The sequence below is a fragment of the Allobosea sp. genome (assembly GCF_035999205.1).
Classification (GTDB): Bacteria; Pseudomonadota; Alphaproteobacteria; order Rhizobiales; family Beijerinckiaceae; genus Allobosea.
The window spans coordinates 222462-240422 of the sequence record NZ_DASYHA010000015.1 but is presented as its reverse complement, the minus strand read 5'-3'; the positions used below and the strand labels follow the sequence as shown (position 1 = coordinate 240422).

15 protein-coding genes are annotated in these 17961 nt (G+C 65.6%); 9 read left to right on the top strand and 6 right to left on the bottom strand.

The window, feature by feature from the left end:
- Positions 1 to 191: 191 nt before the first annotated feature.
- Both VGN82_RS05405 and VGN82_RS05400 read left to right on the top strand, forming a co-directional pair.
- Positions 192 to 941, top strand: coding sequence for an ABC transporter ATP-binding protein (locus VGN82_RS05405; protein WP_327525967.1), 750 nt, complete (start codon positions 192 to 194; stop codon positions 939 to 941).
- Position 942: 1 nt separating this feature from the next.
- Entirely contained in the window at positions 943 to 2475 is a 1533-nt protein-coding gene (locus tag VGN82_RS05400) for a hypothetical protein (protein WP_327525966.1), read from the top strand.
- Positions 2476 to 2601: 126 nt separating this feature from the next.
- On the opposite strand, the gene VGN82_RS05395 is transcribed toward VGN82_RS05400, so the two are convergent.
- From VGN82_RS05395 to VGN82_RS05380, 4 genes are all read right to left on the bottom strand, one after another.
- On the bottom strand, positions 2602 to 3327 hold the full coding sequence (locus VGN82_RS05395; RefSeq protein ID WP_327525965.1) for an MOSC domain-containing protein: 726 nt from the start codon (positions 3325 to 3327) through the stop codon (positions 2602 to 2604).
- Positions 3327 to 4217, bottom strand: a complete 891-nt coding sequence (locus tag VGN82_RS05390) for an ABC transporter permease (protein ID WP_327525964.1) — start codon at positions 4215 to 4217, stop codon at positions 3327 to 3329. Before VGN82_RS05390 ends, VGN82_RS05395 begins: the two co-directional genes overlap by 1 nt.
- Complete coding sequence (locus VGN82_RS05385) at positions 4214 to 5170, bottom strand: ABC transporter permease (protein WP_327525963.1); 957 nt, start codon at positions 5168 to 5170, stop codon at positions 4214 to 4216. Before VGN82_RS05385 ends, VGN82_RS05390 begins: the two co-directional genes overlap by 4 nt.
- Before the next feature lie 66 nt (positions 5171 to 5236).
- On the bottom strand, positions 5237 to 6940 hold the full coding sequence (locus VGN82_RS05380; protein WP_327525962.1) for a peptide ABC transporter substrate-binding protein: 1704 nt from the start codon (positions 6938 to 6940) through the stop codon (positions 5237 to 5239).
- Positions 6941 to 7385: 445 nt separating this feature from the next.
- On the opposite strand from VGN82_RS05380, the gene VGN82_RS05375 reads away from it, so the two are divergent.
- The 3 genes from VGN82_RS05375 to VGN82_RS05365 all read left to right on the top strand — a co-directional run bounded on the left by VGN82_RS05375 (position 7386) and on the right by VGN82_RS05365 (position 11752).
- Complete coding sequence (locus VGN82_RS05375) at positions 7386 to 8708, top strand: NAD(P)/FAD-dependent oxidoreductase (RefSeq protein ID WP_327525961.1); 1323 nt, start codon at positions 7386 to 7388, stop codon at positions 8706 to 8708.
- 358 nt (positions 8709 to 9066) lie between these two features.
- Entirely contained in the window at positions 9067 to 10086 is a 1020-nt protein-coding gene (gene ltaE / locus VGN82_RS05370) for a low-specificity L-threonine aldolase (RefSeq protein ID WP_327525960.1), read from the top strand.
- Positions 10087 to 10318: 232 nt separating this feature from the next.
- Positions 10319 to 11752, top strand: coding sequence for an MltF family protein (locus tag VGN82_RS05365; RefSeq protein ID WP_327525959.1), 1434 nt, complete (start codon positions 10319 to 10321; stop codon positions 11750 to 11752).
- 33 nt (positions 11753 to 11785) lie between these two features.
- Here the strand turns inward: VGN82_RS05365 and VGN82_RS05360 are convergent, their stop codons facing one another.
- Together VGN82_RS05360 and VGN82_RS05355 are read right to left on the bottom strand one after the other, a co-directional pair.
- Entirely contained in the window at positions 11786 to 12778 is a 993-nt protein-coding gene (locus VGN82_RS05360) for a 2-hydroxyacid dehydrogenase (protein ID WP_327525958.1), read from the bottom strand.
- Between the two features lie 38 nt (positions 12779 to 12816).
- A complete protein-coding gene (locus tag VGN82_RS05355; RefSeq protein ID WP_327525957.1) occupies positions 12817 to 14373 on the bottom strand; it encodes an ABC transporter substrate-binding protein in 1557 nt (518 codons plus the stop codon).
- A 233-nt stretch (positions 14374 to 14606) separates the two neighbouring features.
- Between VGN82_RS05355 and VGN82_RS05350 the strand changes: the two genes are divergently transcribed.
- Genes VGN82_RS05350 through VGN82_RS05335 form a run of 4 tightly spaced genes read left to right on the top strand, consistent with a single transcriptional unit; the run spans position 14607 to position 17957 of the window.
- Positions 14607 to 15344 carry a FadR/GntR family transcriptional regulator gene (locus VGN82_RS05350; RefSeq protein WP_327525956.1) on the top strand — a complete coding sequence of 246 codons (738 nt, stop codon included), beginning with the start codon at positions 14607 to 14609 and terminating at the stop codon, positions 15342 to 15344.
- A gap of 10 nt (positions 15345 to 15354) precedes the next feature.
- The gene (locus VGN82_RS05345; RefSeq protein ID WP_327525955.1) at positions 15355 to 16296 is read left to right on the top strand and encodes an ABC transporter permease; all 942 of its coding nucleotides are present in this window, start codon (positions 15355 to 15357) and stop codon (positions 16294 to 16296) included.
- Between the two features lie 25 nt (positions 16297 to 16321).
- On the top strand, positions 16322 to 17203 hold the full coding sequence (locus VGN82_RS05340; protein WP_327525954.1) for an ABC transporter permease: 882 nt from the start codon (positions 16322 to 16324) through the stop codon (positions 17201 to 17203).
- Positions 17196 to 17957, top strand: a complete 762-nt coding sequence (locus VGN82_RS05335) for an SDR family NAD(P)-dependent oxidoreductase (protein ID WP_327525953.1) — start codon at positions 17196 to 17198, stop codon at positions 17955 to 17957. Before VGN82_RS05340 ends, VGN82_RS05335 begins: the two co-directional genes overlap by 8 nt.
- The last annotated feature ends 4 nt before the right edge of the window (positions 17958 to 17961 follow it).

Sequence of the window (17961 nt, the reverse complement as noted above, 5' to 3'; positions counted from 1 at the left end):
GCGCGAGCCAAGTTCCGTTAGTGGCGCTAAGCTCAAACGCAGACAGTGCCGGCAGGATTTTGCCTTGCGAGGGCGATAGCTGGTAGCAGGCTGCGAAGTCATCGTGAGCCAGCTCCATCTGGGGGATGTCAGTTTAACCTGAACGTCACCAGCGATGCCGCATAACGCCCCACATTGATGGGAGCGTTCGAATGAGTGGCCATGACGCGCTGGTTGTCCGCGGCCTGGTGAAGCGCTTTGGCGGCTTCACAGCTGTCAACAGCCTTGACCTCAGTGTACGGCGCGGCGAGCTATACGCATTGCTGGGGCCGAACGGGGCGGGCAAGACCACCTCGCTCAGGATTGTCGCGGGGCTGCTCTCTCCGGACGCGGGCGAGATCAGCATTTGCGGGATCAACCGCCTGCGTGATCCGGTGGCGGCAAAACGCGTGGTGGCGTGGCTCCCAGATGAACCGATGGTTTATGACAAGCTCACGCCTGTCGAGTATCTCGATTTTGTCGCCGGCCTCTGGCAAGTAGAGCCAACCGTCGCAAAGCCGCGCCGCGACGCCCTGCTTGAGACCCTCGACCTAACCCGCGTGGCAGATCAACGCTGCGAGGGCTTTTCCAAGGGCATGCGCCAGAAGGTTGCTCTTGCTGGCGCGTTGATTCACGAACCCGAGTTGCTGATCCTTGACGAGCCTCTGACAGGCCTCGATGCCTCGATGGCACGTCACGTGAAGGAACTGCTTCAGGAACGTGTCGCAACTGGCGTGACGGTGATCCTCACCACGCATATCCTCGAGGTCGCTGAACGGCTCAGTGACCGCATCGGCATCATTCGCAATGGCAGGCTTGTCTGCGAAGGCACGATGGCCGAACTGCGCAATGGCGGCGCCTCCCAGGGTTCCACCCTTGAAGATGTTTTCCTCGATGTCGTCGCGCGCGAAGAGGCGGCCTGAGATGAAGGCCCTTGCGTCCGGTGCAACCCGCGCCGTGCTGGCACTCGAAGCCCGTCTGGCATTGCGCGGCATTGCCGACATGGCAGGCCCGAAAACGGCGACGCGTCCCTGGCGCATCGCGGGCGTGTTGGCTGTTGTCTGCACGATCATTTTCGGCGTGTCGCAACTTCTGCTGATGACGGCTGGCGAACTGGACCCTGCCGATCCGCGCCTGCAGATCACGTTGACGATCAATCTCGCCTTCCTGTTCGTCCTCATGATCTCAGCCGCGCTCGATTCCGCCGCCTATGCGCTTTACGCGCGCGGCGACTATGACCTGATGTTCTCCGCGCCCCTGCCTCCGCAAACGGTGCTGCTGGTCAGGGCTCTCAACGTCTTTTGTTTCACGCTTACAAAGGCCGGTCTTTATGGCGCGCCGATGCTAATCCTGTTGGCGGTGCAGCGCGGACCTCATTGGTTGGCTGGCCTGCCCCTGATCCTGGCCCTTGCGCTCAGCGCAACGGCCATCGCGATCGGACTGGCAATGGGCCTGGTTCGCCTTATCGGTATCCGGAGCACGCGCGTCGCCGCGCAGGTGGCGGCAGCGCTGGCCGGTCTGCTGGTGCTTGTGATGGTGCAGTGGGACGCGATTTTTGGGCCAGGCCCAAAGGACGCCCTCGTCGCGGACTATGTGGCCAACCCTCAGTCTCTTGTTTGGCAATTGGCGATGCTGCCTGCCCACGCCATGACAGGCAACGTCGTTGCCCTGTTGGCTGTGGTTGCCTGCGCGGGGCTGATGGCCGTGCTGATGTTCACCGGACTTGCCGAGAGCTTCGTGCGCAATGCGGTCCTCGCAGCAGGATCTGCGTCTGCAGTTCCATCCCGCGCCAGGCGGAGTCGTGCATCCTTCGGTGCGTCACCATTGGCGGCACTGATGCTCAAGGAACGGCGCATCATTCTGCGTGATCCGTGGCTGTTGTCGCAGATCCTGATGCAATGCATCTTTCTGATCCCGATCGCCGTCGTGACAGTCTATCGGGTCGCGAGCGGTGCTGACGATGCCTCGGCGCTCGTGCCGGTCCTGATCATTCTGTGTGGCCAGATTGCCGGTGGTCTGACCTGGATCGCGATATCAGCAGACGAAGCAGCCGAACTTGCCTTGACCGCACCGCTGGACCCGCGCTTACGCGAGCGCGCCCGTTTCGGCGCCATCTCCTGGCTTGCAGTCACATTCGCCGCACCGCCGTTGATGCTCTTGCTGATATTCGATGCCAGGGCCGGCCTGGTCAGTTTACTCGGTGTCGCATGCGCCATCGCCTGCGGCATCTTCGTCAACATCTGGCATCAACCAAGACTGGCGAGGACCGGCATGATCAGGCGGCGCATGAAGAGTCCCATCTCCGTGACGCTCATAGAGCTTCTGGCCTTGACGATGGTCGCGGTCGGACTCTGGCCTTTGCTGGCTGGCGACTACTTGGCGGCGATGCTGGGCGGGCTCCTGGCCATGGCAACGATGGGCGTGCTGTATGCGGCGCGCCCACGCGCAGCAGCCTGAGCAGGGGCGCCATCTTCCACTCCCTCTCGAAGCGGTTCGAGAGGAGGAAGAGCCGACGATTGCAGTGCTGAAGGAGGACCAAGCCGGGATTGCGGTGGTGGATCCTTCCCGCCGCGGACGTTGCCCTTATGACAGCGCCACCGCGTCACCGGGCCTGATCTCGCCCGGCGTCACCACATCACAATAGATGCCGAAGTTGCGGCCATGGCGCCTCACCACGTTGCGCAGCAGTTCGACGTCGAGCGGGATAGCCTCCTGCTCGATGGTGATGAAGCCGCAGCGGCCGCAAGGCTCGCGACCCCTCAAGACGACCGCGCCGATGCGGATGTCCCGCCCGATCCAACCCTGCTCCGGCATCGCTTCGGCCTCATCTGGCCAGTCGACAACGATGTTGGGGCGGAAGCGGCGCTCGTCGATCACGCTGCCCGGCATGTCGCGCTCCAGGCTGCGCATGCCCGCCGTGGTGATCAGATGGATCGGCGCATGCTGGTAGCGCGGCCGGAAGCCCTCGCCGCCGAACGGCGCGAAGGGCCTGAGCACCGGCATGAAGCCGAAGAGCGACGACAACGCCTGCAGCGCGGCCGCATCGTCTGGTGGCGACCATTGCCGGCCGTCCGCCGAGATCGCGACGCCTGCTCCGGTGAAGCGGGCATGGCCGTGCGGAACCTTGACGAAATGCTTCTCCCGGCCCGGCGAGGCGATGCGCTCATTCGCTGCGTCGAGCAGCCCCCAGATCCGGTCGCCGTCGACCCCGGACATGGTGACCGGCGCGCGAACGAGCCGCTCGCCGCCCATCGAACTCACCGGGTAACGCCAGAGCGACGAGACCGAACCGGCGAGGCCAGCTTCCATCACGGCAGATCCATGCGCGGGTCGAGCGCGTCGCGCAGGCCGTCGCCAACGAAGTTGAAGCTCGTCACCGCCAGCGTGATCGCGGCGCCCGGGATGATCGCAAGCCAGGGCGCGCTGGTCAGGTAGCTCTGGGCGTTCTCCAGCATGTTGCCCCAACTCGGCGTCGGCGGCTGGATGCCGTAGCCGAGGAAGGAGATGTAGCTCTCGGCGAGGATCGCATGGGCGACGTTCAGCGTCGCGGCGACGACGATCGGCGCGATCGCGTTGGGCAAGAGCTCGCGCATCATGATGCGCAGATTGCTCGAACCCATCGCCACCGCGGCCTGAGCGAATTCGCGCGTCCTTAGCGAGCGGATCTGCGCCTCGACGACGCGCGCCACCTCCATCCAGGACGTCATCGCGATCAGGAGCACGATCGAGGGGACCGAGGGCTGGATCAGCGCCGAGATCGCCAGCAGCAGGAAGATCGACGGAAAACACAGCATCGCATCGACGAAGCGCATCAGCGCGGCGCCGAGGACGCCCTCATAATACCCGGCGGTGAGTCCGACCATGATGCCGATGCCCATCGCCAGAACCATCGCGCAGAAGCCCACGGAGAGCGAAATCCGGCCCGCCATCAGGAGCCGGGCGAGGATGTCGCGACCGAGCGGATCCGTGCCCAGGATATGAGGCCCGGCGAAGGGCGGAGCGAAGCGCTGGCGGATGTCGATGAAGGTGTCGGTGTAGGGTAGCAGCCACGGCCCGACGACGCAGGCCAGCGTCATCAGCACAATGGTGATCGCGCCGAAAACGGCGAGCTTGTGGCGGCGGAAGCGGCGCATGCCGCGCCTGTTCCAGAAGCCCTCTTCGCGGACGACGAGGGCCTCGACGGTGGGTTCGAGGCTCATCGGCCGCTCCTGGCGATGCGGGGATCGGCGACGCCGTAGAGCAGGTCGGCGAGCAGCGAGCCGAGCAGCACCATCACGGCCGTGAACATCAGGATGCCCATGACGACGGGGTAGTCGCGATAGCTGATCGAATCCAGGAAGAGCCGGCCCATGCCCGGCCAGGTGAAGACCGTCTCCGTGACCAGCGCGCCCGAGAGCAGCGACGGCACATGCAGGCCGGTGATGGTGATCATCGGCAGGAGTGCGTTGCGCAGCACATGCGTCAGCAGGATGCGCCGCTCCGGCACGCCCTTGGCGCGGGCCGTGCGGACGAAATCCTGGTTGATCACGTCGAGCATCGAGGAGCGCATGTAGCGGCTCCAGACCGCGGTCGAGACCAGGGCCAGCACGATGCAGGGCCCGACCAGATGGTGCAGCCGATTCAGGAAGGAGCCGTCGCCTATCGTGAAACGGTTGCCCGAGGGCAGCCAGCCGAGCCCGACCGAGAAGACGTAGATCACGACGAGCCCGAACCAGAAGGTCGGGATCGAGAGCGCGATCATCGTGCCGATGGTCGCGATGGAGTCGAACAGCGAATAGCGCTTAACCGCGCCGATGATCCCGATCCAGGCGCCGATCAGCATGGCGAGCAGCGTCGAGGTCAGCATCAGCTCCAGCGTCGCGCCGAGATGGCTGGCGATGATGTGGAGCACCGGCTGCTGGTCGCGATAGGAGTTGCCCCAGTCGCCGCTCAGCATGCGCCAGAGCCACTCGGCATATTGGATCGGCAGCGGCCGGTTCAGGCCGAGCTGTTCCGCGATGCGGTCGAGATCGGCCTGGGTCATGTCGCCGCCGGCCGCGAATTGCGACATCGGCCCGCCCGGAGCCAGGTGCAGGATTGCGAAGCCGATCATCGAGACGATGAGCAGCAGCAGCAGGGCCTGCATCAGCCTCTGCAGAAGAAAGGAGCTCATGTCGGACACGAGCCCATTTCGAGATGTGGCAGAGGCACGTTCACCCGGACGGAGCGCGTCATCGGCTCACTTCGCCCAGTACCAGGAGCCCATGTTCCAGGTATTCTGGCGTGCATTGACGTTGGGCTCGTAGCCGATGAGGCCCTCCTTGTAGCCCTCAACCGGAGCGTACTGGTAGATCGGCAGGATCGGCAGCTCCTCCCGCACAAGTTCCTGCAGCTTGTAATAGATCGCCTTGCGCTTTGCCTGGTCGAAGGTGGTCTGGCCGTCCTTCATCAGAGCGTCGGCCTCGGCATTCTGCCACTGCATCTGGTTGGCGCCGTTGCCGTTCTTCGCCGGGATCGCGTCCGAACCGAAGCGATGCGCCGGGTCGGGATCGATCACGGTGCGGAAGGCGGTGCCGACGAGCAGCGAGTCGAATTTCGAGCGGGTGTAGAAGTCGCCCCAGATCACAGCGGCCGGCATGTTGTTGATCGTCATCTTCACGCCGATCTGCTGCCAGTCCTGCATCATCAGCTGCTGGGCCTGTTCGCGCAGCGCCGCGCCCGTCGTGGTCGAGACAGCGAAGGTCAACGGCACGCCGTCCTTCATGCGCGTGCCCGAGCCCGAGCGCTTCCAGCCGGCATCGTCGAGGATCTTGTTGGCGAGTGCGAGATCGTAGCTCTGCTTCGGCAGCCCGGGGTTGTAGGCCCAGGACTCTTGCGGCGCGAAGGACTCCGTCGGGGTGTGCAGGCCGTAATAGATGATGTCGATGATCGCCTGCTTGTTGATCGAGGCGTAGAGCGCCTTGCGGACGGCCTTGTCCTTCAGCACCGGGTTCTCGAGGTTCGGCATCAGGATCTCGAGCGAGGCGCTTGGGATCTTCATGACCTTGCGGCCCGGCAGCTTCACCGCCTCGGCATAGAAGTTCGCCGGAATGCCGGTGCCGATGATGAGGTCGACCTGCCCGGTGCGGAACTGTGCGTAGAGCGCCGTCTGGTCGGGCACGTATTTGAGGACCGCGCGCTCCAGATAGGGGCCCTTGCCGTGATACTTCTCGTTGGCGACGAGCTGGATGTTGTCGCCCGGCGTGCGCGTGCCCCATTTGAACGGGCCGGTGCCGACGGGGGCCGCGTTATACGGCGCGGTGTTGGGGTCGGCAGCCTTCTCCAGCAGGTGCTTGGGCACGATGAAGGTGTTGGAGAGCAGCGCGAGATAAGGCGCATAGGCTTTCTCCATCCGCCACGAGATTTCCAGCGGGCCGGTCACCTTGATGTCCTTGACCAGCGAGTGGCCGACGCGGGTGCGCGCCTTGAAGCCCGGCGCATTGATCAGTTCGAGCGTGTATTTGACGTCCTCGGCGGTGAAGGGCGTGCCGTCATGCCAGGTCACGCCCTCGCGCAGCTTCACCTTCCAGGCGAGGCCGCCCTCGGAGATGCCGCCATTGGCCTCGCTGGGGATCTCGACCGCCAGATCCGGCACGAGCGAGCCGTCGGGCTGTGCCAGCCACATCGTGTTGAAGATCTGCATCCAGACGGTCTCGTCGACCTCGATGCCAGGCATCAGCGGGTTGAAGGCGGTCGGCTCCTGCGACAGCCCGACCACGACCTGCCCCGTGGGCTTGGACGGCGGCGGGGGCGCGGCCTTGGTCTGGGCGCGGGCGCCACGGAAACCGGAAGCGGCGAGCAGGCCGCCCGCACCGAGCGCGAGCAAATCGCGGCGATGGATGGCGGGCATCGGCAAGGCCAGGCTCGATGTGCCGCGAGAATTGCGGTCGGAATTCTTCGTCATCGGAAACCCCTCGTTATGAGCGACGAGCCTGCTTCTGCGGCAGGTGATCGCGGTTGACCGATTTTTCGGCCTTCCTCTCAGGCTATGCGGCACCGGCGCTATCGAACACCGATCGTCTGCTGCAGGTGCATAGAATATGCCGATTCAACCGGCGCCCTTGGCATAGGCTTCTGTCAGGATGCGACGACGCCGGCCCCCTGGGGTGCGCCGGTGGCGCACTCTCTGCAGCGCCATGCCGGCACCGCCAACTTCCGCGACCGCTGATCGATCGGCCTGCCGTGCCCGCGGCCGAGCGCGGCGCCGGTCGGCTTGATGCAGACGGACGAAACCGGCAGCAACATAACCTCGTTCGCGGCCGCTCGGGCTCAGCGATGCGAAAATGTTCCAAGGCAGGCCGGTTCAAGCCCGCTAGACCTCGCAGCTTCGACCCGCCCGGAGACCACGCATGAGTCCGACGATCAAGGTCATCGACAGCGACAGCCGGCTGCCGGCCGAAGTCGATATCGCCGTCATCGGCGGCGGCATTGTCGGCGCCGCAGCCGCCTATTTCCTGGCAAAGCGCGGCCGGTCCGTCGCCCTCGTCGAGAAGGGCGTGGTCGGCGGCGAGCAGTCTAGCCGCAACTGGGGCTGGTGCCGCCAGCAGAACCGTGATGCCCGCGAACTGCCGCTCGCGATCCGCTCGATGGAGTTGTGGGACGGGTTTGCCGGCGAGATCGGGGAGGACCTGGGCTTCCGCCGTTGCGGGTTGGTCTATGCCACGAACGATGCCGCACAGATTGCGCAATGGGAGCGCTGGCGTGAGACTGCGAAGCAGTTCGGCGTGGAAACGCGAATGCTGACCGGCCCGGAAGCCTCCGCAATGACGGCCGGGACCGGCCGCGAATGGCTCGGCGGCGTCCATTCGTTCACGGACGGCAAGGCCGAGCCGGCCCTGGCCGCGCCGGTGCTCGCGCTCGGCGCCCGCAAGCATGGCGCGACCATTCATCAGGGCTGCGCCGCACGCGGGCTCGATATCACCAATGGCACGGTCACCGGCGTCGTGACGGAAAGGGGCGTGATCCGCACCAATTCCGTGATTCTGTCAGGTGGCGCCTGGGCGTCCGGCTTCTGCCGCCATCACGGCATCATCTTCCCGCAAGCGTCCATTCGCGCGACCAGCCTGCGCACCGAAGTCGCGCCGGCCTGGCTCGACGCCTTCTACACGCCTGAGATCGCGCTGACGCGCCGGACCGACGGCAGCTACACCATCGCGATCAGTGGCAAAGGCACGCTCGAACTGACGCCGCAGGGTATCCGCTACGCCCGTCAGTTCATGCCGATGTTCATGAAACGGCTGAAGGCCGTGGAACTCGGGATCGGCTCCTCCTTCTTCAACGGCCCCGAAGCTTTCGGCGGCTGGAGCCTCGACAAGGAGACGCCCTTCGAGCGTATCCGCGTGCTCGATCCGACGCCGAGCCGCAAGGCGATGGCGACTCTGCTGGAACGCGCGCATGCGCTGGTCCCGGCACTGCGCAATGTTGCGGTGCGCGAAAGCTGGGGCAGCTACATCGATTCCACCCCCGATGCCGTTCCCGTGATTTCACCGACAGTGGGCTTGAAGGGCCTGGTCCTGGCCGCTGGCCTCAGCGGGCACGGTTTCGGGCTCGGCCCGGGCGCCGGCCATCTCGCCGCGGACCTGGCAACTGGCGACACGCCTATCGTCGATCCCCGCCCCTTCCGCCATGCAAGGTTGCTCGATGGTTCGAGGGGCGAGGTCGGCGAATTCTGAGACCCACGCTCACGGCGCGGCGATCCATGCAGCCGGAGCGGGGCGGTCAACTCCTGCCGACGCGTGCAGCAGCGGGACATGCTTGCGGAGATCGCGCGGCGCAGCCGCCCTGACCTCGTGAGCAAGTGTCGCTGCAGCGCCCACCTCCAAGCAACGACTCTGAGTCCACTCCTGCCGCTACACCGCCGTGAGCCTGATGGCTTCCGGAATGCCCAGCTTCTGTGGGAGGCAGACAATGGCGACCGGACTGGAACCAGAATTCCGGGATGCATCCTCTGATCTTCGCCGCCCCATTTTTGCATGATGGCCCGGACGATCTCTCGATAGGGTGGGCCGATAGCCTGCGAGGATCGGATCGATGATAGTAGATGACTTCCGCTCGGACACGGTGACGCGCCCCGGCGAAGGCATGCGTGCCGCCATGGCGGCTGCCGAGGTGGGCGACGCGGTCTATGACGATTGCCCGACGACCAAGCGTCTGGAATCCATGACCGCCGAGCGGCTGGGCAAGGAAGCCGCGCTCTTCTTCCCCACCGGCACCCAAGCGAATCTCGCCGGGTTGATGGCCCATTGCGGCCGTGGCGATGAATATCTCGTCGGGCAGATGGCTCATACTTATCGGCTGGAAGGCGGCGGAGCGGCCGTGCTGGGTTCGATTCAACCGCAACCTCTCCCAAACGAGCCCAACGGGACGATCGCTCTCGATGCCATCGCCAACGCGATAAAGCCGAACGACTTCCACTTCGCCATCACGCGGTTGCTGACGCTTGAGAACACGTTCAACGGGCTGGTCCTGCCCGATGCCTATCTGGAGGCAGCAACCCAGCTCGCGCGCTCCCGTGGCCTTGCCACCCATCTCGACGGTGCCCGGCTGATGAACGCCGCCGCGGCAAGCAACCGCGATGCGGCGTGGATCGCCGGGCAGTTCGACACCGTATCCTTGTGCCTGTCGAAGGGGCTGGGAGCGCCAATCGGCTCCATCCTCGTCGGCCCGAAGGATTTCATCGAGAAGGCCCGCCGCATTAGGAAAATGCTGGGCGGCGGCATGCGCCAGACCGGCGTGATCGCTGCGGCCGCGATCTATGCTCTAGAGCACAACGTCGCGCGGCTCGGCGAGGATCACCGACGCGCTGCTGATCTCGCGAAGGTGCTGGCGCGTTTTCCCGCGCTCGGCGCGGGGGCAGCGCAAACGAACATGGTGTTCATGACACCAAAGGCGCTGGATACCAGTGCTTTCGCCGCCTTCCTCCGCGACCGCGGCATCGCCGTCAGCGGACGCTACGGTACATTGCGCTGGGTGACCCATCTCGACCTCGGCGACGCGTCCGTCGAGCGCGTCGCCACAGCCTGCGAGATTTTCTTCGATAGGAAACAGTGACGGGGATTGAGGGGGGTGCCGCCCAACAAGCGCGGGATGTCAGCTTCCTCCCGAAGACCCGATGTCCGCTTCTGGCGCATTTCACCAAAGCGAGCGAAGGTCGGTTGTTCTGGCCGCTCGCTGCTGGTTGGCGGCGTCGCGCTTCCGTCGCGGTCATTCGGCGCATCCCGCTCCGGGTTGGCCGACTGTTCCTGACGCGGGATGGATCGTGCCACGCGGAGGAAAAGGTCTGATGCGCTTGCTGGCTTCGCTATGCCTCGCCTTCGTTTGGCTCTCCCCTCCTTCGCTCGCTCAGCCCACTGTGGCGAAGCCCATCATGGCCAGCCTGCCGCAGCTCAAGCCTTGGACGGGCGATCTCGACGGTATGCTCGAACGCCGTGTCATCCGCATCCTCGTGCCCTACAGCAAGACGTTGTTCTTCATCGATCGCGGTCGACAGCTCGGCGTCGTCGCCGAGCTCGGCCAGCGCTTCCAGACTTGGATCAATGCACGTCACAAGACCAAGGCGCTCGCCATCACTGTCGCCTTCGTTCCCGTGCCCCGCGGCGACTTCGAGCGCGCACTGAAGGAGGGGCGTGGGGACATCGTCGCCGGCAACCTGACGATCACGCCCGAGCGGTTGGCACTCGCGGATTTCGCCGAGCCCTGGATGTCGAACGTCAAGGAAGTCGTCGTCACCGGCCCGTCCGCCCCCGCGCTGAACAGCCTCGAGGATCTCGCGGGCCGTGAAGTCTATGTGCGCGAGAGCAGCAGCTACGCCGCCCATCTACGGGAAATGAGCAAGGGCTTCGAGGCCAAGGGCCTGAAGCCGATCATGCTCAAGCCTGCCGACGAGAATCTGGAAGACGAGGACATCCTCGAGATGGTCGGAGCCGGCCTGTTGCCCTTCGCCGTCGTCGATGATCACAAGGCCGCGCTCTGGTCCCTGGTCTTCCCTACGTTGAAGGTGCGTCCCGATCTCGCAATCAACAGTGGCGGCTCGGTCGCCTGGGCGTTCCGGAAAAACTCGCCCCAGCTCAAGGAGGAGCTCGCCGCCTTCGTGCGCGAGCATAAGCTCGGCACCGCCTTTGGCAACGACACCAAGCGCCGCTACTTCGACAGCGACCGCGTGGTGAGGGACGCCTATTCGCCGGAAGATCGGAAGCGGTTCCGGGACCTCGTCTCGCTGTTCCGGACACAGGGCGAGGCCTACCAGTTCGACTGGCTGATGCTGATGGCTCAAGGCTACCAGGAATCGCAGCTGGATCAGAGCCGCAGGAGCCACCGCGGCGCGGTCGGGGTGATGCAGCTGCTGCCCAAGACTGCCGCGGCGAAGCCGATCGGGATCACCGGGGTCGACAAGGACGCGGGCCGCAACATCCAGGCGGGGGCCGCCTATATGCGGCACATCACCGAGACCTACATCGCCAAGGATCCCGCGATCGACCCGCGCAACCGGGTGCTCTTCGCCTTCGCTGCCTACAATGCCGGGCCGGGCAACCTGCGCAAATTCCGGCGTATTGCAAAAGAGAAGGGCCTCGACCCGAATGTCTGGTTCGGCAATGTCGAGCACGCGGCCGCGCAGGTGGTCGGCCGCGAGACCGTCCAGTATGTCAGCAACATCTACAAGTACTTCGTCGCCTATTCGCTCCTGATCGAGCAGCAAGGTCCCGAGACGCGGACGTGATACGCTTGTGAGCGTCTTCGCCTCGGCAAAGACTCAGGGTCGCATTCTTGCGTCGAATGCCTGTGCAAGGGACCGGATGACGCATTCCCCCATTGCATCTCTGGTTTCCATCGTTGCGCTGCCGATATGCGGGGTCAGGACGACGTTCTGCAATGCCAGAAGCTTGGACGGGACATGCGGCTCGTCGGCGAACACGTCGAGCCCGGCGGAACCCAGCCTCCCGGTGGCCAAGGCTTCGATGAGCGCAGCCTCGTCGACGATCTCGCCACGCGCGATGTTGACGAGCGTGCTGTCCGGTCCCAACGCGGCGAGAACGGCAGCGTCGACGAGGCCGCGATTGTGGGCCCCGCCTGGACAGGCCACGACAAAGACGTCGCTGTCGGAGGCGAGCGCCTCGGCATTCGGATAGTAGGGGTACGCGCAGCCCGCCACCGGCCGCCGGGTGCAGTAGCGTGGATGCATGCCCATCGCTTCGGCACGGCGGGCGATGCCGCTGCCGATATGGCCGAGACCGAGCACGCCCAAGCGCGCTCCGCGGACCGAGCGCCCGAGTGGGAAGGCACCGGCCGCCCAGGCGCCGCTACGAACATGAGCGTCGGCCACTACGAGGCGCCGCCGCGCCATCACCATCAGAGCAATGGCGAGATCGGCCACCTCGTCGGCGAGCGCTGCCGAACTGTTGGTCAGCGCGATGCCACGCTCGGCCAGGGCGTCCGTATCGATGTTGTCGAGCCCGGCGCTGTAACTGGCTACGATCTCGAGCGCCGGCAGACGCTGGAGCAACGCCCGGTCGAGCCGGGTCTTGCCGGTCGTCGCGATCCCGCGAATGCGCTCACCTTGGTCCGCAACGAGCCGATCGAGGCCTCCCGGATCGCCCGGATCCAGAACCTCGAAGCGTTGCGCCAGCGCAGCGACCGTGGCTGCGGGCACCCCCTTCGAGAGCACCAGGATGGCGACCCGTGGCCGGTGAGCGTCCTCGACGCCGTCCCCTATGTCGGGCGCTCCGGCGTTTGCGTTCACCGTCATCGAAGTCCCCGAGCTCGAGCCAAAGGTCTCCGCTCGCGTCACGCCTTGCTGAGCCAGGCTTCGGCGAGCTGCCAGGCGCCGCCGGAATCCAGCACGATGTTGTTGAGCTCCTTGCGGGCGACATGGCGAGCCTCGCGGAAGAAGAGCCAGGAGTAGTAGTCGTTCTTGTTCAGGGCTGTCTGGAGATCCTTGTAGATCGCCTTGCGCCTCGCCTGATCGGTTTCCTCGCGGCCCTGATCGACCAGTCTGAAGACCTCCTCGTCCCTGATGCCGGACCAGTTCTGCGATGCGGTTCGGCCGAAGAACGGGCCGAAGACATGGTCGGGGTCGGCGCGAGGGACGTTGACGCGCCCCATCGCCAGTTCGTGCTGCAGGCCGAGCACCTTCGGGACCCAGGCCTGCCGTTCCAGGATCTCGATCTCCATGTTGATCTTGAACTGCTTGAGCTGGGCCTGGACGATCTGCGCGACCTGCGTGTCAGGATCGCGCTGGATGATCGAGAGCTTGCAGGTGAAGCCATTGGGCTGGCCGCCTTCCTTGAGGAAGGCCTGCACCTTGGCCGGGTCGAGCTTGGGTGCAGGGACGCTGGCGTCGAAGGACCAGTCGGTCGGCGGAACCCAGGTCGGCGTCACCGCGCCGAAGCCGCGGGTGATGCCCTTCATCAGCACATTGCGGTCGACACCGTGGTTGACGGCCGCGCGCAGCGCCGGATTGGTGAAGATGCCCTTGCTGACGTTGAAGGTCAGCCATTGCGCGATGCCCGGCGGAACCGCGACGAGCTTGAGCGCATCGTTCTTCTCGACCTCCTCGAAATCGCGCGGGGTCACGCCATCCACCAGATGGACGCCGCCCGATTTGACCTCGACCATCTTCACGGCCGTGGTCGGGATGATGCGGAGCGTCACGGCGTCGGCATAGGGCAGCTTCTTGCCGTCCGCGCCGTCACGCCAGTAGCGCTCGTTGCGCACGAAGCGGATCTGGCTGCCGCCGACCCATTCAGCGAACTTGTAGGGACCGGTGCCGACCGGCTGGCGGCCGAAATCCTGGCCGAGCTTCTTCAGGGCTGCGGGGGAGCACATCATGCCCGCCTCGACAGCGAGCGAGGCCAGCGCCGCACCCGAAGGCTGCTTCAGGTTGATCCGGACCGTCATCGGATCGACCGCCTCGGCGCCGGCGATGTCGGCGAGGTCGGGGCTGCGCGGCGCCGTCGAGCCGGGTGCGACGACGCGGGCGATGTTGAAGACGGCAGCCTCGGCATTGAAGGGCTCGCCATCATGGAAGACGACGCCCTCGCGCAGCTTGAAGACGACCGACTTCTTGTCCTCCGACCAGTCCCACTTGGTCGCGAGGGAGGGCTGAAGATTGCCCTGCACGTCGAATTTCAGCAGGCCCTCGAACATCTGGATCAGGGCATAGCGATCCGAGGTCGGCGCGTCGCCCATGATCGGGTCGAGACTCTTGGGCTGCAGATCCATCGAAGCGACAATGGTGCCGCCGCGGACCGGGGAACCCTGCTGCGCGAAGGCGGGCAGGCCGGCGACGATGCTCAGGCTCGAAGCGCCGAGCAGTATGCCGCGACGTGAAATCATCTCCATTGCGCGATCTCCTTCCATGGCGCTCTTCATGGCGCCGGCAGGCGATTGCCTATCAGATATGTTATGAGATGGGCAAATAGATTTTTGCCTCACTCCGGTATGGTGATCGTCAAATTCATGCTGCATATGCGAAACTACAACGCGCGCGGCCGGGCAAAGCGGCTGCACATGACAAGAGGTGGCGCTCGATCACCCCGTTGACCTGCATCAAGTCACAAGATATCTGATAGGTCATGAGCGACATCGCAGCACTTCAACCCGACAAGCAGCGCCTGACCGAGGCGGTGACGCAATTTGTGATCGACCGCGTCGCGGAGCGCGTCTTCCGGCCTGGCGACTCGCTGCCATCCGAGGCTGATCTCGCGAAGCGCCTCAATGTGTCGAAGCCGGTAGTGCGCGAGGCACTCGGGCGCCTTTCTGCGCTGGGCATCGTCCAGATCCAGCAGGGCAAGCCGACGACCGTGAAGGGTCTTTCGGTCGCGCCGCTCGATCAATTCCTGCGCCTCGCCGTCCGGGTGACCGACAACGGGCTGCGCGAGGCAGTGGAGCTGCGCCGGGCCATCGAGGTCGAGGTCGCCTCGCTGGCCGCCGAGCGGGCGTCGCCGATGCAGCTCGAGCCGGTCGAGGCGGCTCTCGAGAAGATGCGCGCCAATATCGACGGGGATTTCGAGCGCTGGCTGCAGGGCGACCTCGCCTTCCATGTCTCCCTGGCGCGCTGCTCCGGCAATGCCCTGCTCGAACACCTCGTCAATGCGCTGGCCGAGACGATCAAGTTCACCCAGCGCGCGCTCGGCCTGCAGCGCGATCTGCGGGACCCTTCGGCGACCGTCGCGCGCCACCAGGCGATCGTCGACGCCATCCGCGCACGCGACCCGGCGGCAGCCCGCGCCGCGATGACCGCGCATTTCGCCGTGTCCGATGCGGTCATCGCCGAGATCGCGCGCGATCATCGCCGGCTCGATCGCTACTGAGGAACGGGCCGTGCTCAGCTATCTCGGTAGGAAGCTCGTCCAGATGCTGCCGGTGGCCTTCTTCGTCACCGTCATCGTCTTCTCCTTGACCAATCTCCTGCCGGGCGATCCGACGGTGACGATCCTCGGCGAGCAGGCCACGCCCGAGCAGCGTGCCGCCGTGCGGGTCGAGTACGGTCTCGATCAGCCGGCGCCCATTCGCTACGTCACCTGGCTCGCCCGCGTCGCCCAGGGTGAATTCGGCCGATCGCTCAGGACACGCGAGGATGTCGGCGCGATGCTGGCGGCGCGTATCCCGGTCACGCTGCAGCTGGGCGCCCTCTCGATCCTGATCGCGGTGGCGATCGGCGTGCCTGCCGGCATCCTCGCGGCGCGCTTTCGGGGTGGGCTGATCGACGTCGCCGCGAGCCTCGTCGCCATGTCTTCGGTGGCGGTGCCCTATTTCTGGATGGGCGTGCTGCTGATCATGCTGTTCTCGCTGCAGCTCGGCTGGCTGCCGCCATCGGGCTATGTCCGCTTCCTCGACGATCCCGCCCAGAACATGAAATTGATGGTGATGCCGGCGCTGACGATCGGCACCGCCTTCGCGGCGCTGGTGATGCGCCAGACACGAGCCTCGATGCTGCAGGTGCTGTCGATGGACTATGTCCGCACCGCTCGGGCGAAGGGGCTGAGCGAGGGGCTCGTCCTGATCCGCCATGCACTGCGCAATGCGCTGATCCCGATCATCACGGTCATCGGCCTTCAGGTCGGTGCGCTACTTGGTGGCGCGGTCGTGACCGAAACGGTCTTCGCGCTGCCGGGGCTCGGCAGGATGCTGGTCGACGGCATCTTCCAGCGCGACTTTCCGGTGATCCAGGGGGCGATCCTGTTCATCGTCATCGCAGTGTTCCTGGTGAACCTGCTGACCGACATGCTCTACCGGGCTTTCGACCCGCGGGTCGAGGCCTGAGGCGATGGTGGCCGTGATCGGATCGATGCCGCCTTCGCCCGTCCCTGAACAGCGCGCACCGCGCTCGCCGGGCGCGATCATCCTGCGCCGCATCCTGACGTCCTGGCAGGGACAGTTCGGCGTGGTCGTGCTCGCCCTCATCGTCACGCTCGGATTGCTGGCTCCCTGGATCGCGCCCTATTCGCCGACCGACATCGATCCGGACGCCTTCTCCATGCCACCGAGCGCGGCGCACTGGTTCGGCACCGACGAGATCGGACGCGACGTGCTGTCGCGCGTCCTGCACGGGGCCACGGTTTCGCTGCAGGTTGTCGTCTTCGCGATCGGCCTGGCCCTGATCGTCGGCTCTGCGCTGGGGCTTGTGTCCGGCTGGCTCGGTGGGCGCTGGGATGCGCTGATCATGCGGGTGATGGATGCCTTCCTGGCCTTTCCGCTCTTGGTGCTGGCGCTGTCCATCGTCGCCGTGCTGGGCCCGGACCTGATGAATGCGATGCTCGCCATCGCCATCACCAAGATGCCCGGCTTCGCCCGCCTAGTCCGGGCGGAGGTGCTGAGCCTGCGCGAGGTCGACTATGTCGTGGCGGCACGGGCGGCCGGAGCGAGCCCCTCGCGCATCCTGTCTCGCCACATCTGGCCGAACGTCTCCGGCAACGTCATCGTCTACGGTTCTCTCTCGGCCTCGCAGGCTCTGATCACTGAAAGCGCGCTGTCCTTCCTCGGCCTCGGCGTCCAGCCGCCGACGCCGAGCTGGGGCTACATGGTCGCGACGGGCATCCAGTTCTACCAGTCCTGGTGGATGAGCTTCTTTCCGGGGCTCGCGATCTTCATGACCGTGCTGGCGCTGAACTTCCTCGGCGATGCCGTGCGCGACGCCTTCGATGCGAGGCTCGGCGACCGCAATGACTGAGGCGAGCGGGCTGCATCCGGATCTCGCGGGTCGGCGCGTGCTCGTCACGGGCTCGTCGCAGGGGATAGGCATTGCCATCGCGAGGGCGCTTTCCGGCGCCGGTGCCAAGGTCTGCATCAATGCACCCTCGCCCGGCGCGGAACTGGACGATGCCTGCCGCGAGGCCGGCGCCATCCTCGGCATCGCGGCCAACCTGTCTCGGCCCGAAGAAGTCGAGCGGCTGGTGGCAGCGGCCGGGCAGGCGCTCGGGGGGGTCGACATCCTCGTCCTGAACGCTGCGCTGCAGGAGAGGCAGCCCTGGCACGGCTTCGACCGCGCCTCGATCGACCGGCAATGGGAGCTGAACCTCGCGGCGAACTACCGCCTGATCCAGGCTTTCGTGCCCGCCATGGCGGAGCGCGGCTTCGGCCGGCTGATCGCCATCGGCTCGATCCAGCAGGTGCGGGAGCATCCCGAGATGCTGGTCTATGCCGCCAGCAAGGCCGCGCTCGAAAGCATGGTCCGCAACATCGCCCGGCAGGTCGCCGGCCAAGGGGTCACCTGCAACGTCCTGGCGCCCGGCGCGATCGCGACCGCACGCAACCGCGAGGCGCTGGCTGATGCAGCCTATCGCGACGCCGTGCTCGCACGCATCCCGGCGGGGCGCCTTGGCACGCCGGAGGACTGCGCAGAGGTCGCGCTGTTCCTAGCCTCGAACGCCGCCCGCTACGTCACCGGCACGACGCTCTTCGTCGATGGCGGCATGCATCTCTAGGGAG

What these genes read in the sequence shown, in the direction of transcription:
- VGN82_RS05405 (WP_327525967.1), top strand. Translation starts at nt 192, where the DNA reads ATGAGTGGCCATGACGCGCTGGTTGTCCGCGGCCTGGTGAAGCGCTTT.
- VGN82_RS05335 (WP_327525953.1), top strand. Translation starts at nt 17,196, where the DNA reads ATGACTGAGGCGAGCGGGCTGCATCCGGATCTCGCGGGTCGGCGCGTG.
- VGN82_RS05350 (WP_327525956.1), top strand. Translation starts at nt 14,607, where the DNA reads ATGAGCGACATCGCAGCACTTCAACCCGACAAGCAGCGCCTGACCGAG.
- VGN82_RS05380 (WP_327525962.1), bottom strand. Translation starts at nt 6,940, where the DNA reads ATGACGAAGAATTCCGACCGCAATTCTCGCGGCACATCGAGCCTGGCC.
- VGN82_RS05400 (WP_327525966.1), top strand. Translation starts at nt 943, where the DNA reads ATGAAGGCCCTTGCGTCCGGTGCAACCCGCGCCGTGCTGGCACTCGAA.
- VGN82_RS05355 (WP_327525957.1), bottom strand. Translation starts at nt 14,373, where the DNA reads ATGGAGATGATTTCACGTCGCGGCATACTGCTCGGCGCTTCGAGCCTG.
- VGN82_RS05385 (WP_327525963.1), bottom strand. Translation starts at nt 5,170, where the DNA reads ATGAGCTCCTTTCTTCTGCAGAGGCTGATGCAGGCCCTGCTGCTGCTG.
- VGN82_RS05375 (WP_327525961.1), top strand. Translation starts at nt 7,386, where the DNA reads ATGAGTCCGACGATCAAGGTCATCGACAGCGACAGCCGGCTGCCGGCC.
- VGN82_RS05360 (WP_327525958.1), bottom strand. Translation starts at nt 12,778, where the DNA reads ATGACGGTGAACGCAAACGCCGGAGCGCCCGACATAGGGGACGGCGTC.
- ltaE (WP_327525960.1), top strand. Translation starts at nt 9,067, where the DNA reads ATGATAGTAGATGACTTCCGCTCGGACACGGTGACGCGCCCCGGCGAA.
- VGN82_RS05340 (WP_327525954.1), top strand. Translation starts at nt 16,322, where the DNA reads ATGCCGCCTTCGCCCGTCCCTGAACAGCGCGCACCGCGCTCGCCGGGC.
- VGN82_RS05395 (WP_327525965.1), bottom strand. Translation starts at nt 3,327, where the DNA reads ATGGAAGCTGGCCTCGCCGGTTCGGTCTCGTCGCTCTGGCGTTACCCG.
- VGN82_RS05390 (WP_327525964.1), bottom strand. Translation starts at nt 4,217, where the DNA reads ATGAGCCTCGAACCCACCGTCGAGGCCCTCGTCGTCCGCGAAGAGGGC.
- VGN82_RS05365 (WP_327525959.1), top strand. Translation starts at nt 10,319, where the DNA reads ATGCGCTTGCTGGCTTCGCTATGCCTCGCCTTCGTTTGGCTCTCCCCT.